Genomic DNA, 16,332 nt, shown 5'->3' with positions numbered 1-16,332 from the left:
ACGGACTAAGGTCCGAATCTATTCCGGTGCGTCAGACGACGCCGTGCAGGGGAGGCCGCTCTTCGTTCAGGGTGAACCTGCCCAGGTGGTGGACCTTGTAGCGCACCGGGTCGTGCAGGGTGTGCGTGCGCGCGTCCCGCCAGTACCGGTCCAGGCCCGCATCGCCCGCGGCGCTCCGGGTGCCGGCGACCTCGAACAGCGCCGAGGGCACCTCGGTCGCCGCCCGGTCGGCGAGCACCTTGGCGGTGGCGACGGCGAGCGAGGCCTCCGCCGCCGCGTCGGGCCCGGGCGTCGCGAAGGCGTCGTCCACGGCGCGCCCGGCGACCGTCAGTGCGGCCTCCGCGGCCCGGACGGAGACGGTCAGCTCGCCGAAGCGCTGGATCATTAGCGGATCGTCCTGCGCGCGGTCGACCCCCGCCTCGAACCACGGGCGCGACCGCGTCCGTACGAACTCGGCCGCCGCGTCCAGGGCCCCGCGGGCGATGCCCGCATCGATCGCGACGTGCAGCAGCTGCGCGAACGCCCCGTAGCCGGTGGGCTCGGCCACCGCGGGCGACCGGGTGAACACCGCGTCGAGCGGGACGGCGACGTTCTCGAACCGGACGGTGCCACTGCCGGTCGTACGCTGCCCCAGTCCGTTCCAGTCGTCGTCGACGACGACCCCCGGTGAGTCCGCGGGCACGAACGCGACGACCTGGTCGTCGGTACCGGAGTCCCGCGCGAGCACCGCGAGCAGGTGCGCGTAGGGCGAACCCGTGCAGTAGAACTTCTCGCCGTCCAGGCGGGCGCCGTCGAGGGTTCGAGTCAGGACGGTCGCGATGTCCGCCACGTTCCGACCACCCCGCTCGGACTGCGCGTTGGCGACCCGCGCACCGTCGAGTACCTGGCCGAAAATCCTGCGCTGCAGCTGTTCCGGCCCGGCCAGCCGCAGCGCCGTGAGGTACACGTAGTGGCTGTGCGGGATCTGTGCGAGCGAGGCGTCCGCGGTGGCGAGGATGCGGAAGACCTCGGCCACGACCGACGGCGGCAGGTCGGGCCCGCCGAACCGGGCGGGCACAGTCAGCGCGAACAGGCCTGCCTCGGAGAGGAGTTCGACCTCCGGGTGCGGCAGGTGCCGATCGCGGTCGCGGCGCGCGGCACCGTCGGCGAACCGCGCCGCGAGTTCGCGCGCCGTGGCGACCGCCGCCTCGGCGGAGTCGATCGCGGCGGCGAGAGTCACACCAGTGCCCCGGAGCGGCTCGCCTCGATCTCGCGGACCAGGGGCAGGACCTTCTCGCCGAAGTACTCGATCTCCTCCTGGAAGTGCAGGAAGCCGCCGAGGATGAGGTCGACGCCGAGCTGCTTGTAGGCGACGATCCGCTCCGCGACCTGCTCGGGCGTGCCGATCAGCTGCGTGCGGAAGCCGTCGTTGTACTGCACGAGGTCCTCGAAGGACGAGTCCGCCCACATGCCGCGGCCGTCCGAGGTGGACTTGCCGGCCTGCTGCACGGCGTCGCGGAAACCCTCGACGGCGGGCTTGTTGGCCTTCTCCACGATCTCGCGCAGGGTGTCCCGCGCCTCCTTCTCGGTGTCGCGGGCGATGATGAAGCCGTTGAGGCCGAACTTGACCTCGCGCTGCGCCTCCCGGGCGATTCGGCGCAGGTCGTCGAGCTGGTCGGTGACGCCGTCGAAGTCCTTGCCGTTGGAGAAGTACCAGTCGGCGTACTTGCCGCCGTTGACGCGCGCGGCGGAGGAGTTGCCGCCCTGGAACAGCTCCGGGTTGGGGCGCTCCGCCGTGTTGAGCGGCTTCGGCTTCAGCGTGAAGTCGCGGATCCGGTAGAAGTCGCCGCCGAAATCGACGTTGTCCTCGGTCCAGATCTTCCGGATCACCTCGAGGAACTCGGCACTTCGGCGGTAGCGCTCGTCGTGCTCGAGCCAGGGCTCGCCGAGCGCCTTGAACTCACCCGCGAACCACCCGGAGACCACGTTGATCGCGAAGCGCCCGTTCGACAGGTGGTCGGCGGTGGCGCCGAATTTGGCCAGCACGGCGGGGTGCCACAGCCCCGGGTGCACGGCGGCGATCACCTTGAGCTTCTCCGTCGCGCCGAGCAGTGCGAGGCTGAAGGACGTGGACTCGTGCTGGTACTCGGCGCCGTAGCTGGCCATGTACCGCACCTGCGAGAGCGCGTACTCGAAGCCCACGCGCTCGGCCGTCTGCGCCAGCTTCTTGTTGTACTCGAAGTCCCAGCTGGTGCGCTGCTCGATGTCGCTGGTGACCAGGCCGCCCGAGACATTGGGGACCCAGTAGGCGAACTTGACCTCGTCGGCGATCTTCTCGGTGCTCATCGTTGTCGTCCTTCGTGATTCGGGGAGGCTAGGAGGTGGGGGCCAGGTCCGGCAGGAAGGCTCCGCGGACCGGCTCCGACGGTGCCCGTCCGTCGTCGAGCAGACCGCGCGCGGCCAGGCGGGGGCGCACGCCCTCGCCGAAGTGGTACGCCTCTTCCAGGTGCGGGTACCCGGAGAGGATGAAGTGGTCGAGGCCGAGGGCGGCGTACTCGGCGATGAGGTCGGCCACCTCGTCGTGCGAGCCGACGAGCGCCGTGCCCGCGCCGCCGCGGACCAGGCCGACGCCGGTCCAGAGGCCCGGGTACACCTGCAGCGAGCGGGCGTCGGCGGCCTCGTCGAACGCGGCCCCGCCGCCGTGCAGTTCACGCATGAGGCGCTGCCCCTCGGACTCGCTCCTGGCGAGGCTCGCCTGCGCGGCGCGAACGGTGGCGGGGTCGAGGTTGCCGAGGAGGCGGTTGGCCTCGGCCCAGGCCTCCTCGCTGGTGTCGCGCGAGATCACGTGCAGGCGGATGCCGTAGGTGAGTTCGCGGCCCTGCGCGGCGGCCAGGGCGCGGATCCAATCCACCTTCTTCTTCACCTGCGCCGGCGGCTCACCCCAGGTGAGGTAGGTGTCCGCGTACTTCGCGGCGACGTCGCCGGCCGCGGGGGAGCTGCCGCCGAAGAACACCGGCGGCGCCGGATCGGGGCGACGGGCGAGCACGGCGCCCGCGGTGCTCAGGTGCTTCCCGGCGAAGGTGACCGGCCCGTCCGAGGTCCAGAGGCGCCGCGTGATGTCGAGGAACTCGCCGCAGCGCTCGTACCGCTCGTCCTTGCTGAGGGTGTCGCCGAAGGCGCGCTGCTCGGACGACTCGCCGCCGGTCACGACGTTGAGCAGGACCCGCCCGCCGGACTGCCACTGCAGGGTGCTGGCCATCTGCGCCGAGAGCAACGGGCTGACGAGGCCGGGGCGGAGAGCGACCAGGAACTTCAGGTCCCGGGTCGCCTCGGTGAGGAGCGCGGCGGTCAGCCACGCGTCCTCGCACCACAGACCGGTCGGGATGAGGACGGCTTCGAACCTGTTCGCCTCGGCGGCCAGTGCCAGCTGCTTGAGGTAGTGCAGATCGGCGGGACGGTCGCCGCTCATCGAGCTGCCGTGTCCGCCGGCCATGAGGTTCCGCGAGTCGCCGTAGGTGGGCAGGAACCAGTGCAGGTGCAGGGGATTGACGGAGCTCACGGCTGCCTCTCGATCGGACGCGACGGGTACGGTTCGCCAGTTCACCACTCGGCGAACGGACGGTGAAGGTTTCGGATCGTGATGCGCGGAACGTGCGTAGCTACTCGTTAGTAGCTACAGTGAGGATGAAGTTAGTTAGAGTCCCGTATTGAATTGGGGTGTTGCTCATGTCCGTCGAGATCGTCGAGTCGACCGAACCGAACACGGCCGCAGGTGCCGCGTCCGGAGCCGGGGGATCGCCCGGTCACCTGGCCGATGTCATCACGTCCGCCTTCACCCGGTTCGCGGACCGTCCCGCGTTCGCGACCCGCGACGGCGGTCCCGACGGTCCGTACCGCGGTACCACCTACGGCCAGGTGTGGCACCGCGTCACCGCCCTGACCGCGGCCTGGCGCGAGGAACTGCAGCCGGGGGACTTCGTCGCCGTCCTCGGCTTCACCAGCCCCGACTTCGTGGTCGTGGACCTCGCCACCACACTGCTCGGCGCGCCGAACGTACCCCTGCAGGCGGGCGCCCCCGCAGCGCGCATCGCGGCGATCCTCGACGAGACCGCGCCGAAGATCCTCGCCGTCAGCGCCGCGCAGCTCCCGCTCGCCCGCGCCGCGGTGGCCGAGTCCGGCACGGACCCGCGCCTCGTCGTCTTCGACGGTGCCGCCCCCGGCGCGACGACTCTCGACGACGAGATCTCTCGCGGCGCGGCACTTCCCGTTCCCGAGCCGTACCGCGCCGCTGAGCCCGACGGCGACCGGCTCGTGACGCTGATCTACACGTCCGGGAGCACCGGCACGCCGAAGGGGGCGATGTACACCGAGCACCTCGTGGTGCACGCGTGGCTCAAGGTCGAGAGCATCATCGACGACGACATCCCCACCGGCGTGCTCCTGCACTTCCTCCCGATGAGCCACATGTACGGGCGGAATTGGCTGATCGCGGGCCTCGCGGCCGGCGGCGTCGGGTACTTCGCCTCCGCGGCCGACATGTCCAGCCTGTTCGACGACCTCGCCGAGGCTCGCCCGACCGCGATCGCCCTCGTCCCGCGCGTCTGCGAACTGGTGCACCAACGGTTCCTCGCCCTGGAGGCGGAGACCGACGCCGAGTCCGCCCGCACCTACCTGCGGGACGAGGTGCTCGGCGGAAACATCGCGGCCGCCGTCTGCGGCAGCGCCGCACTCTCCGCCGACCTGCAGGCGTTCATGGAGCAGCTGCTCGGTGTGAGCATCCAGATCGGGTACGGCTCCACCGAGGCCGGTGGGGTCATCGTCGACGGTGTCGTATCGCGGCCGCCCGTGATCGACTACAAGCTCATCGACGTGCCCGAGTTGGGCTACCTCACCACTGATCTGCCGCATCCGCGGGGTGAGCTCCTGGTGAAGTCCAGCCAGCTGATCCCCGGCTACTACCGCTCCGACAAGCAGGTCCTCGATGAGGACGGGTACTACCGCACGGGCGACGTGATGGCCGAACTCGGACCCGACCGGCTCGAGTACGTCGACCGGCGCAGCAACGTGATCAAGCTCGCGCAGGGTGAGTTCGTGCCCATCGCCCAGCTCGAGGCGACCTACTCCGCGAACCCAGCGGTGCACCAGATCTTCCTGCACGGCACCAGCGAGCGCTCGTACCTACTGGCCGTCGTCGTCCCGGCGCCCGGTCCCGCCGACGAGACCGACGAGCAGGCCCGAGGTCGAGTCCTCGACGCCCTCGCCACCGTCGCTCGTGAGAACGAGCTCGCCGGGTACGAGCTGCCGCGCGACGTGATCATCGAGCGCGAGCCCTTCTCCGCGGAGAACGGGCTGCGCTCGGGCATCGGCAAACTGGTGCGTCCCGCTCTGACCACCCGCTACGGCGACCGGCTGGCCGACCTCTACGCCGCCGCCGAGGAGCGTCGCCGGGACGGACTACGCGGACTCGACGCCGACGGCCCGGTCGCCGACACCGTCGTGCGGGCCGCAGCTCTCACCCTCGGCGTGCTCCCCGAGGAGCTCGACGGCGGGACGCGCTTCGTCGACCTCGGGGGCGACTCCCTGTCGGCGCTCTCGCTCGCCACCACGCTCGAGGGGCTCTACGACCTGCCCGTGCCCGTGCAGACCATCGTGGGCCCCACCGCGACTCTCGCCGGGGTGGTCGCGCACATCGAGGCCGCCCGCGCCGGCGCCGTCCAGGCGCCCACCGCCGCATCGATCCACGGCACTGGTGCGTCGATCGCCCGCGCCGCAGACCTCCGGCTCGACCGGTTCATCGATGCGGACCTGCTGGCTGCGGCACCGTCGAAGCCCGGGCCGCACGGGGAACCCAAGACGGTCCTGCTCACCGGCGCGACCGGCTACCTCGGACGGTTCCTGCTGCTCGAGTGGCTGCGCCGCGTGGCGCTCAGCGACGGCACCGTCGTCGCCCTGGTGCGGGGCACCGACGCCGACGACGCCCGCCGTCGGGTGTTCGACGCGATCGGCACCGCCGATGCGGCGTTGACCGAGGAGTTCGCGCGGCTCGCGGCCGGACACTTGGAGGTCGTGCCGGGCGACTTCGGCAGCCCCTCGCTGGGCCTCGACGACGGCGCGTGGGAACGCCTCACGCACACCGTCGACCACGTCGTGCACTGCGGCGCGCTCGTCAACCACGTGCTGCCCTACGACCAGTTGTTCGGCCCGAACGTGGTCGCGACCGCCGAGATCGTCCGCCTCGCCGTCACGGACCGGCGCAAGTCCGTGGACTACGTCTCGACGGTGGCCGTGGTCCCGCAGGACGACGGCCGCCTGCTCGTCGAGGACGACGATGTCCGCGTGCTCGGCGCCGAGCGCCGGATCGGTGCGGAGGCCTACGCCAACGGCTACGCCGTGAGCAAGTGGGCGGGTGAGGTGCTGCTGCGCGAGGCATCCGACCTCGCGGGGCTACCGGTACGCGTGTTCCGGTCCGACATGATCCTGGCGCACAGCCGGTTCCGCGGTCAGTACAACCCCGTCGATCAGTTCACCCGCCTGCTGCTGAGCATCGCGGAGACGGGCCTCGCGCCGCAGTCCTTCTACGAGCCCGACGGTTCCGGGCGCAGCCCGCACTACGACGGCCTACCCGTGGACTTCACCGCGGAGTCGATCGTCACGCTCGGATCGGCGGCGCGCGAGGGCTTCCGGACCTTCCACGTGCTCAACGTCAACGACGACGCCGTGAGTCTTGACAGCTTCGTGGACTGGATCGCGCAGGAGCGCACCGTCGAGCGGATCGCGGACTACGACGAGTGGCTCGAGCGGTTCGAGCGCGCCCTGCGGGCGCTGCCCGACGCGGACCGTCAGCGCTCCGTGCTGCCGCTGCTGCACTCGTTCGCGCGCCGCAGCCCGGCGGGCGCCGGCGGCGCGCTCACGGCAGACCGGTTCCGGGAGGCCGTGCACGCCGAGAACGTGGGCCCGGGCGACATCCCGCACCTGGACCGCGCGCTCGTCGACCGGTACCTTCGCGGCTTCGAGGATGCCGGATGGCTCTCCTCGGAAGGCTCTGTCTGACGGCGTTATCCACAGGTAAGCGTACATAACCTCTTTTCTCCACAGGCCCCGCCGCGACCACCGTTCGCGGCGGGGCCCACGGGTGACACTCGTCGGTGACGGCCGGATACCGCCGGCCGCACGGCAGACGAGGAGGGGCGCCATGCCCGGGGTACTTGTTTTCGCAGCAGGCAATGTCACGAACGACCTCACGTACCGGGAGTCCGTCCGTGATCAGCGGCACGACTTCCTGAGCTTCACCATGGCCGCGAACAACGGCTACCTCGACGAGAACGGCGAGTGGAAGCAGACCGGGACGCTGTGGCTCAACGTCAAGGCCTTCGGCGCGCTGGCGCGCAACGCGCGCGCCGTGATCGCCAAGGGGCGCCCGGTGATCGTGCACGGCGAGCTCAAGCACGAGACCTTCAACGGCACCGACGGCAACCGGCACAGCTCGCTCGACCTCAAGGCCGACGCGATCGGGCTGAACCTGCGGATGTGCGCCAGCCAGTACGTCGGCAAGGGCGAACCGTACCGGGAGATGGCGCCGCCGTCGGCGGCCGTGGACGCGGCGGCCGGGGAGCGCGACGCCGAGATCGGCGGGGACGGCTCGGACCGTGAGGTCGTCGTGGTCGGGGACTTCGGGGGCGAGGAGCTGGGGCAGGACGAGGGGGAGCGCGTCGAGAGGGAGCGCGAGCCGGCGGCGGTGGGCGGCGCGCCGGACTTCTGACGGACCGGGTGCCTGCCGGCTCGACGGTGCCGGCCGCGGTCGTTCACGGACGGGTCGATCACGACCGGTCGATCACGACCGGAGGCGGACCCGCCGATCGTGGTTCGCGACCGCGACCGGCGCGCCCACGGTGTGCAGCACGACGCTGCCCAACACCACGAGCACCGCGACCGACAGCGTCAGATCGGCGACCGGTCCGTCCGGCAGCGTGTTGAACGCGATGAGCGCGAACACGATCGTGGAGGTGCCGCGGGGCCGGAGCCAGCCGAGCGCCAGGACCTCCCGGCGGGGGAGACCGCTGCGCAGCATCGCGACCCCGGTGGGCAGCACGCGCACCACGGTCAGCGCCGCGACCACGAACAGGATCGCGCGCCGGTCCACCCCGTCGAACAGGCCCACGACGGCCACGGAGCCGAAGACGAACCACATCGCGGCGGTGAGCAGGAAGCCCACGTCGTCGGTGAGACGCACGTCGTCCGCCGTCTCGGCCCCGCGCCGCAGGCGGTAGACGATGCCGCACACGAACGCCGCGACGAAGCCGTTCCCGCCCAAGCCGACGGCGGCGGCGTAGGTGACGAGCGGCGTCGCCGCGAGCGCGAGTCGTCGGCCGCTGTCCGTCGACAGGCCGCGCCGTTCGGTGTACGTCACGCCCACTGAGATCGCCGCTCCCAGCGCGGCGCCCACGGCCAGCGCGAGCAGCGCCTGCGGTGCGGCGGCGAGCAGGGCGGGTGCGGGGTCGTCATCGCCGTGTGCGGGGCCCGCCCAGTACAGCGCGAACAGGAACACCGGCGTCACCAGGCCGTCGGTGTAGCCGGACTCCACCGTGAGCACGTCGCGTACGCGCGGGCTCACGTGCCGGTCCCGCAGCAACGACGGTGCCGATGCGAAGTCGATCGGCGCGATGACGCACGCGACGAGCACCACGACCGGCCACCCGAGGTGGGGGAGGAGAAGCCAGCCGACCGCGGCGGCGAGCAGGATGCTCAGTGGGAGGCCGATCAGCAGGGAGCGCACCACGAGCCGCGGGTGGCGGCCGAGCAGGGAACCCCGAACATGCGTGGCGTCCACGAACAGCAGCACGGCCAGGATGATCTCGGCGGCCCGCTGCGCGGCCCCGGTGTTGAGCGCTTGGGCGATCGCGCCGTGGGCGCCGATGCCCAGTGCCGCGCCGGCGAGGACCATCACCAGCGGTGCCGAGACGCCCCAGCGGTCCATGCGTCCCGAGAGGAGGCACCATACGACGAAGGCTCCCGCCCCGATCACGATCGCCGGAATCACCCCGAGATCATCCCACCCAGTCCCTCACGTCGCCGCCTCGCGCGGTGTGAGGTCGAGTTCATCCGGCGGACACCGAGCGAATCGGCACCGCAACACGGGCCTCCTAGCGTCGATCCGACCAGAAGTCGTCGAGGCACCGGAGGTCGGACATGACGCGAGCTCGCACCATCACCGAGTGGGATCCGGAGGACCGGCAGCAGTGGGAGTCGGGCGGTGAGCGGATCGCCAAGCGGAATCTGCTGTGGTCGGTGATCGCCGAACACGTGGGGTTCTCGGTGTGGTCCCTGTGGTCCGTGATGGTCCTCTTCATGCCGCAGGACGTGTACGGCCTGAGCACCGCCGACAAGTTCCTCATCGGCGCGACCGCCACGCTCGTCGGATCGTGCCTACGGATTCCGTACACCCTCGCGACGGCCCGCTTCGGCGGCCGGAACTGGACGATCTTCAGCGCGTTCGTACTGGCGGTACCGGTGGTCGCGACCATGGTGATCCTCGCGAATCCGGGGCAGCCGCTGTGGATCTACCTGCTGTGCGCGGCGCTGACCGGCTTCGGCGGCGGCAACTTCGCCTCGTCGATGACCAACATCAACGCCTTCTTCCCGCAGCGGCTCAAGGGGTGGGCGCTCGGTCTCAACGCGGGCGGCGGCAACATCGGCGTGCCGGCCGTGCAACTCGTGGGGTTGCTGGTCATCGCGACCGTCGGCGACCGCCAGCCCTACTGGGTGTGTGCGGTGTACCTCGTGCTGCTGGCCGTCGCAGGTATCGGGGCGGCGCTGTTCATGGACAACCTGCAGGTCCCGACCGTCGACACCGCCGCGATGCGGGCCGCCACCCGGGATCGCGACACGTGGATCGTCGCGCTGCTCTACATCGGGACCTTCGGCTCGTTCATCGGCTTCTCCTTCGCCTTCGGGCAGGTCCTGCAGGCCACGTTCAAGGCCGGCGGCGAGACCGCCGCGCAGGCCTCGCTGCACGCCGCGCAGATCGCCTTCCTGGGGCCCTTGCTCGGGTCGATCGCCCGGGTCTACGGCGGCAAGATGGCGGACCGGCTCGGCGGCGGCCGAGTCACTCTGTACGTCTTCGCCGGGATGATCGCCGCGGGTGGAGTGCTCATCGCCGCGGCGACCACGGCGGGTTCCGGCGCACCGTCGGGTGGGGTGCTCGCGGCGTACATCGTCGGCTTCATCGCGCTGTTCCTGCTCAGCGGCCTGGGCAACGGGTCCGTCTACAAGATGATCCCGTCGATCTTCGAAGCGAAGGCGCGTTCGATCGACGGCGACGAGGCCACGCGCACGCACTACTCGCGAGCGATGTCGGGGGCCGTGATCGGCATCGCGGGCGCCATCGGCGGCCTCGGCGGGGTGGGCATCAACCTGGTCCTGCGCTCGTCGTACCAGTCGTACGGCACGGCCACCGTCGCATTCTGGGTGTTCGGCGCGTTCTACGTGGTGGCAGCCGCGGTCACCTGGACGGTGTACGTGCGTACGCCCGCGCCGCGCGGGCATGGGACCATCGCACAGACGCATCGCGACGACGCTCTCAGCAGTGCCGACACCAGATGACCACAGCGTGGAAGGACGGATCTCCGATGACAGAGGCGCCGCAACGCCCCCTCCTCGGATTCACCGTGGCCGTGACGGCCGCGCGCCGCGCCGACGAGCTGACAACCCTGCTCGAGCGGCGCGGCGCAGCCGTGATCGCGGCACCGGCGATCGCCATGGTCCCGCTGTCCGACGACGAGCGGCTCCGCGCCGCGACCGAGGAGCTGCTCGAGAACACCCCGGACCTGCTCGTGGCCACCACCGGCATCGGCTTCCGCGGCTGGCTCGAGGCGGCCGAGGGCTGGGGCGTCGCGGAGCGGCTGCTCGCGGCCCTCGGAACAGGGCGGGTCATCTCCCGCGGTCCCAAGGCCACGGGCGCCCTCCGGGCGGCCGGGCTGCGCGAGGAGTGGTCGCCGCCGTCGGAATCCTCCGCCGAGGTGCTCAGTCACCTCAGCGGCACGGACCTCACCGGCCGGCGCGTGGCCGTCCAACTGCACGGAGCGACCGACGAGTGGGACCCGAACCCGGGCCTGCTCGAGGGCCTGCGTGCGCTGGGCGCCGAGATCGTTCCGGTCCCCGTCTACCGCTGGGAACAGCCCGACGACCTCACCGGGCTCGACCGGGTGGTGGAGGCCATCGCGACCGGCGCCGTCGACGCCGTCACCTTCACCTCGGCGCCGGCCGCTGCCTCCGTCCTCGAACGCGCCGCCGAGCTGGGTCTCGGCGCGGCCCTGCGCGGAGCGCTGACCGGCGCCGTGGTGCCGTACTGCGTGGGACCGGTCACCGCCACGCCGCTCGACCGTGCCGGCATCGCGTCCGTCACGCCGGAGCGGATGCGGCTGGGCGCGCTCGCGCGTCTCGTGGAGCAGGACCTCCCCGAACGCCGGCCGGATCTCGCGGTCGCCGGCCATGCGCTCGGTATCCGCGCGCGCGGCGCCGTCGTGGACGGTGTCGACCGCGAGCTCACGCCCACGTCGATCGTGCTGCTGCGGCTGCTCTCCCGGGAGCCCGGCGCGGTCGTCTCGCGCGACGACCTGCTCGCCGCCCTGGGTGGCGACGACCCGCACGCCGTCGAGGCCGCCGTCGCGCGGCTGCGGGCGGGGCTGGGCCACAAGGAGATCGTCGCGACGGTGGTCAAGCGCGGCTACCGTCTCGCAGTCGAGGAGCGCTGAGATGGGCACACTGCTCGTGGCGCACGGCACCCGCAGCGAGCACGGTGTCGCGATGATCGGCGACCTCGCAGCGGCGATGACGGACCGACTCCGGGAAACCGTCCGGGTGGCCTTCGTGGACGTCCTGGGGCCGACGCCGAGCGAGGTGCTCGCACAGCACGGCGACGAGCCGACGGTCGTGGTTCCGGCGTTCCTGTCGAGCGGCTACCACGTGCGCCACGATCTCCCGAGGGAGGTCGCCGAGTCCGGCCACCGATCCGTCACCGTCACCGAGGCGCTCGGACCGTCCCCCGAGTTGGCGCGCGCGATGCTCGGCAGGCTCCTCGAATCCGGTTGGCGGCGAGGAGATGCCGTGGTGATGGCCGCAGCCGGCACCCGCGATGTGCACGCGCAGGGGCAACTCCGGCGCATCGCGGCCGCCCTCTCGGCGCTGGTCGGCGCCCGGGTCTCCATCGCCTTCGCCGCCCCGAGCCAGCAGAGCGAGGGCTACCCCGCGGTGCAGGAGGTCGTCTCGCGCCTGCGGTCCGACGGTGCGCCGTCCGTCGCCGTCGCGTCGTACCTCCTGGCGGAGGGACTGTTCCAGCAGCGGCTGCGGGATTCCGGCGCCGACGTGGTCGCGGAGCCGCTGGGCCTGCACCCGTCCGTCGTCCGGCTCGCGTGCCTGCGCCGCAGCCACGCGGGACTGGCGATTCCCGCCGTTCGGCCCGCAGTCGAGACGCTTCCCTGATCGAGGTCGAGGTGCCGCGCCGTCGATCGGTGCGATCTAGACGATGAGGAACAGCGACAGGCAGCCCGCGCCGACGAGGATGACGAGGAACAGCAGTGCGATGGACAGCGTCGTCTCCGACACCTCGAACCCGCTGAAACGGCTGCCGGTTCGCGAAGGGGGCGTGGTCGCCGGCATCGGACCGGACTGGGCGGCGAACGCCGGGTGCGGCGGAGGTCCGCCGGCCGCCAGCGGTGCCGGGATCGCCGCCCACTGACCCGTCGAACCGGGAGGCGGCACGGGACGGAGCGGTTCGGCCGGCACACCCAGCGCCGCCCCCAGCGCGTCCGCGAAGGCGGTCACCGTCGGGAAGCGGAACTCCGGGCCGCGTGCCGTGGCCTGGGCCAGCACACCGTCGACGCGCGGATCGAGATCGGGGCGGGCCCGGCGCACCGTCGCGAAACCGTACGGGTTCGGCGGGTGCCCGGTGAGGAGGGAGTAGCTGGTGCTGGCGAGGGAGAAGACCTCGGACCGGACGGTGGGCTCCGCGCCGCCGAGTACCTCGGGTGCCGCGTGGGCGTCGGCGTCCACTGCGCTCGGCGAGGCGGCCAGGTGCACCGACCCGTCGGTGCCGACCTGAAGTGCCGTCGGGCTGAGGCGCCCGTAGGGACGGCCCGCGGCGGCGCGGACGTCCACCTCAGGCGCGACCGAGCCGACCAGGAACCTGACCTGTCCCGCCGTGAGCTGCCCCTGTTCGGGCGGCCGAACCGATGCGTCGCCGTGACTCGACATCGCCTGACTCCTTCACCTCGTCCGGAGCAGACACTAGTGGTGTTGCGATCACAGCGCGACGGCGCCGCGGCGGAAGCCGAACGCCACCTCGGGGGAGTTCGCCACGAACACCGTGCCGTCCAGCGAGATCCTGGTGTCGTACACCGGGATCGACACGCCGGGCGCGTCCAGGCAGCGGCCGTCGAGCAGGCTGAACGCCTGCTTCTTCAGGGGCGACTGCACCACGGGGAAGCCGCCGCGGTCCCCGACGATGCCGCGCGAGAGCACCGCGGCCCGCCCGATCGGATCGACGTTCCCGACCGCGCGGATGCTGTCGTCGGCCAGGCGGAACAGGGCGACCTGGGCGCCGTCGGGCAGGAGGACCGCGACGCCGCGCAGTCGCTCGAGCCGGGCGGCGGCACACGCGGCGGTCCAGTCGCGGGTCCAGCGGTGCAGGTCGAAGGGCGTGGTGGTCATGCGCGGTCCTTTCGCAGGGGCATCGACGGGCTGGCGCCGAGCAGGACGGGCACCTTGCGCCCGTTCTTCTCGCCGAAGTCGACGGTGGGGTCGGGGGCGCCGGGGGCGTTGACGAAGGAGACGAACCGGGCGAGCTTGTCGGGGTCGTCCAGCACGCCCTTCCACTCGCAGCCGTAGCCGTCGACGTGGCGGGCGACCGTGGCCTCGAAGTCCGCGGCCAGGCCCAACGCGTCGTCGATCACGACCTCTCGCAGGCGGTCCATACCGCCGTCGAGGCTCTCGACCCACGGAGCGGTGCGCTGCAGTCGGTCGGCGGTGCGGATGTAGTACATGAGGAACCGGTCGACGTACCGGATCAGTGTCTCGGAGTCGAGGTCGCCGGCCAACAGTTGCGCGTGCTTGGGCGTCATGCCGCCGTTGCCGCCCACGTAGAGGTTCCAGCCGGATTCGGTGGCGATGACGCCGACGTCCTTGCCGCGTGCCTCGGCGCACTCGCGGGCGCAGCCCGAGACGCCCATCTTGATCTTGTGCGGGGACCGCAGCCCGCGGTACCGGAGCTCGAGGTCGATGGCCATCTGCACCGAGTCCTGCTGCCCGTACCGGCACCAGTCGCTGCCCACGCAGCTCTTGACCGTGCGCAGCGACTTGCCGTACGCCTGGCCCGATTCCATCCCGGCGTCGACGAGTCGCCGCCAGATCAACGGCAGCTGGTCGACCGTCGCGCCGAACATGTCGATCCGCTGGCCACCGGTGATCTTGGTGTACAGACCGAAGTCGCGGGCGATCTCGCCGATCACGATGAGCTGCTCGGCGGTCACATCGCCCCCGGGCATGCGGGGCACCACCGAGTAGGTGCCGTTGCGTTGGATGTTGGCGAGGAAGTGGTCGTTGCTGTCCTGCAGCGACGCCTGCTCGCCGTCGAGGATGTGGTCGGAGCTCGTGGAGGCGAGGATCGACGCCACCGTCGGCTTGCACAGGTCGCAGCCGGTACCGGTGCCGAACCGCTCGATGAGTCCGGAGAAGGTGCGGATCCCACTCGCCTGGACCAGCTCGAACAGCTCGGCGCGCGACTGGGAGAAGTGCTCGCACAGGGACTTCGAGACGGTGACGCCCTCGGACTCCAGCAGCTGAGAGAGCAGGGGGACGCAGGAGCCGCAGGAGGTGCCGGCATTGGTGCAGCCCTTGAGCTCGGCGACGGTGCATGCGCCGGCGGCGATCGCGCCGCACAGCGCGCCCTTGGAAACGTCGTTGCAGGAACAGATCTGGGCGTCGTCCGGCAGGGAGCCGACGCCGATGGCCGGCGCACCGTCACCCGCGGGTGCGATCAGCGAGACCGGGTCGCCGGGCAGTGCCGACCCGACCAGCGGCCGAAGCAGGCCGTACTGTGATGCGTCGCCGACGAGCACGCCGCCGAGGAGCGTCGAGGCGTCGTCGGACAGCACGAGCTTCGCGTAGGTGCCGCCGATCGGATCGCTGACCACCACGTCCAACGCTCCCGGGGTGGTGCCGTGCGCGTCGCCGAAGGAGGCGACGTCGACCCCGAGCAGCTTGAGCTTGGTGGACATGTCGGCACCCGGGAACCGTGCGTCGCCGCCGAGCAGCCGGTCGGCGACCACCTCGGCGGTCGCATAGCCGGGCCCGACGAGGCCGTAGCAGCGCCCCTCGACCGCGGCCACCTCACCGATGGCGTGGATCGTGGGATCGGAGGTGACGCAGCCGAGGTCGGTGAGCACGCCGCCGCGCTCCGCCAGGTCGAGACCCGCGGCGCGTGCCAGCTCGTCGCGCGGGCGGACGCCGGCCGCGAACACCACGACCGCCGCATCGACGACCGACTCGTCCTTGAGCGTGATCGCCAGGCCGTGGTCCGCGGGGCTGATGTCGACGGTGCCGGAGCTCAGCGTGATGTCGATGCCGAGGGCTCCGATCATCCGTGCCAGGTGCTCGCCGCCGCCGGTGTCGACCTGCTGCGGCATCAGGCGTGGATTGACTTCCACGACATGCGGCTTGAGACCCAAGGACAGGAGCGCGTTCGCCGCCTCGAGCCCGAGCAGGCCGCCCCCGACGACCACGCCGACGGCGCCGGGGTCGCGCTCGAGCGCGGCGTCCGCGTCCGCCCGGATCGCGTCGAGGTCGTCCAGGGTGCGGTAGACGTGGCAACCGGGGAGGTCGTGGCCGGGCACCGGCGGCACGAAGGCGTAGGACCCCGTGGCCAGGACCAGGGCGTCGTAGGCCACCGATCCACGGTCCGTGACGACCGTCCGCGCCGCCCGGTCGATGCCGGTCACACGTTCGCCCGTGCGGAGCTCGACCAGGTCGTCGCCGACGTAGTCGTTGCCCGCGAGCGCGAGCCGGTCGCGCTCCCACACCCCCACGTAGGACGACAGTCCGACGCGGTCGTATGCGGCGTCCGCCTCCTCGCCGACCACGACCACGCGCCAGGCGCCCGCGTCGTCCCGCGCCCGGAGGGCTTCGACGAACCTGTGGCCGACCATGCCGTGGCCGATGACGACGACGGTGCGGGGTGCGGTCATATCCGTCTCCTCTGCATTGGGAACCCGTTGCCACGAACGGTAGGGAGGCGGTGTTGCCGCGAGGTGCCCGCGCGTTGCGGCCCCGTCACGGGATCCTCACGGCGCGCGCGGCGCGGAG

General features: G+C 71.6%; 12 protein-coding genes. 5 read left to right on the top strand and 7 right to left on the bottom strand.

Annotation, left to right across the window (positions count from 1 at the left end; all coding sequences use genetic code 11):
• Positions 1-31: 31 nt before the first annotated feature.
• Genes AXK61_RS03930 through AXK61_RS03920 form a run of 3 tightly spaced genes read right to left on the bottom strand, consistent with a single transcriptional unit; the run spans position 32 to position 3,472 of the window.
• On the bottom strand, positions 32-1,219 hold the full coding sequence (locus AXK61_RS03930) for an SfnB family sulfur acquisition oxidoreductase (RefSeq protein WP_068571623.1): 1,188 nt from the start codon (positions 1,217-1,219) through the stop codon (positions 32-34).
• Complete coding sequence (sfnG, locus tag AXK61_RS03925; protein WP_068571622.1) at positions 1,216-2,325, bottom strand: dimethylsulfone monooxygenase SfnG; 1,110 nt, start codon at positions 2,323-2,325, stop codon at positions 1,216-1,218. Before sfnG ends, AXK61_RS03930 begins: the two co-directional genes overlap by 4 nt.
• Positions 2,326-2,353: 28 nt before the next feature.
• The gene (locus AXK61_RS03920) at positions 2,354-3,472 is read right to left on the bottom strand and encodes an LLM class flavin-dependent oxidoreductase (protein WP_068743998.1); all 1,119 of its coding nucleotides are present in this window, start codon (positions 3,470-3,472) and stop codon (positions 2,354-2,356) included.
• Positions 3,473-3,705: 233 nt separating this feature from the next.
• On the opposite strand from AXK61_RS03920, the gene car reads away from it, so the two are divergent.
• Together car and AXK61_RS03910 are read left to right on the top strand one after the other, a co-directional pair.
• Entirely contained in the window at positions 3,706-7,029 is a 3,324-nt protein-coding gene (gene car, locus AXK61_RS03915) for a carboxylic acid reductase (RefSeq protein ID WP_068743928.1), read from the top strand.
• Between the two features lie 142 nt (positions 7,030-7,171).
• Complete coding sequence (locus tag AXK61_RS03910) at positions 7,172-7,738, top strand: single-stranded DNA-binding protein (RefSeq protein WP_068743926.1); 567 nt, start codon at positions 7,172-7,174, stop codon at positions 7,736-7,738.
• A 72-nt stretch (positions 7,739-7,810) separates the two neighbouring features.
• On the opposite strand, the gene AXK61_RS03905 is transcribed toward AXK61_RS03910, so the two are convergent.
• A complete protein-coding gene (locus AXK61_RS03905) occupies positions 7,811-9,016 on the bottom strand; it encodes a cation:proton antiporter domain-containing protein (protein WP_068743923.1) in 1,206 nt (401 codons plus the stop codon).
• Positions 9,017-9,165: 149 nt separating this feature from the next.
• Here AXK61_RS03905 and AXK61_RS03900 point away from each other — a divergent pair, with 149 nt between their 5' ends.
• From AXK61_RS03900 to AXK61_RS03890, 3 genes are read left to right on the top strand one after another with little or no spacing between them, the layout of a single operon-like run.
• Positions 9,166-10,578 carry a nitrate/nitrite transporter gene (locus tag AXK61_RS03900; protein ID WP_068571568.1) on the top strand — a complete coding sequence of 471 codons (1,413 nt, stop codon included), beginning with the start codon at positions 9,166-9,168 and terminating at the stop codon, positions 10,576-10,578.
• A 26-nt stretch (positions 10,579-10,604) separates the two neighbouring features.
• On the top strand, positions 10,605-11,729 hold the full coding sequence (locus AXK61_RS03895; protein WP_139057935.1) for a uroporphyrinogen-III synthase: 1,125 nt from the start codon (positions 10,605-10,607) through the stop codon (positions 11,727-11,729).
• Position 11,730: 1 nt separating this feature from the next.
• A complete protein-coding gene (locus AXK61_RS03890; protein ID WP_068571566.1) occupies positions 11,731-12,456 on the top strand; it encodes a sirohydrochlorin chelatase in 726 nt (241 codons plus the stop codon).
• A gap of 36 nt (positions 12,457-12,492) precedes the next feature.
• Here the strand turns inward: AXK61_RS03890 and AXK61_RS24785 are convergent, their stop codons facing one another.
• The 3 genes from AXK61_RS24785 to nirB are packed head-to-tail and all read right to left on the bottom strand — an operon-like array spanning position 12,493 to position 16,214.
• Positions 12,493-13,227 (bottom strand): protein kinase family protein, encoded by a 735-nt coding sequence (locus AXK61_RS24785; protein ID WP_068571565.1) that lies wholly within the window; start codon positions 13,225-13,227, stop codon positions 12,493-12,495.
• Between the two features lie 48 nt (positions 13,228-13,275).
• The gene (gene nirD, locus AXK61_RS03880) at positions 13,276-13,683 is read right to left on the bottom strand and encodes a nitrite reductase small subunit NirD (protein ID WP_068571564.1); all 408 of its coding nucleotides are present in this window, start codon (positions 13,681-13,683) and stop codon (positions 13,276-13,278) included.
• Positions 13,680-16,214, bottom strand: coding sequence for a nitrite reductase large subunit NirB (nirB, locus tag AXK61_RS03875; protein WP_068571563.1), 2,535 nt, complete (start codon positions 16,212-16,214; stop codon positions 13,680-13,682). The genes nirD and nirB overlap by 4 nt, the downstream gene beginning before the upstream one ends.
• Between the last annotated feature and the right edge of the window lie 118 nt (positions 16,215-16,332).

The organism is Tsukamurella pseudospumae, from assembly GCF_001575205.1.
Classification (GTDB): domain Bacteria; phylum Actinomycetota; class Actinomycetes; order Mycobacteriales; family Mycobacteriaceae; genus Tsukamurella; species Tsukamurella pseudospumae.
The sequence above is the reverse complement of the archived record's forward strand: the minus strand, read 5'-3'. Positions and strand labels throughout refer to the sequence as shown.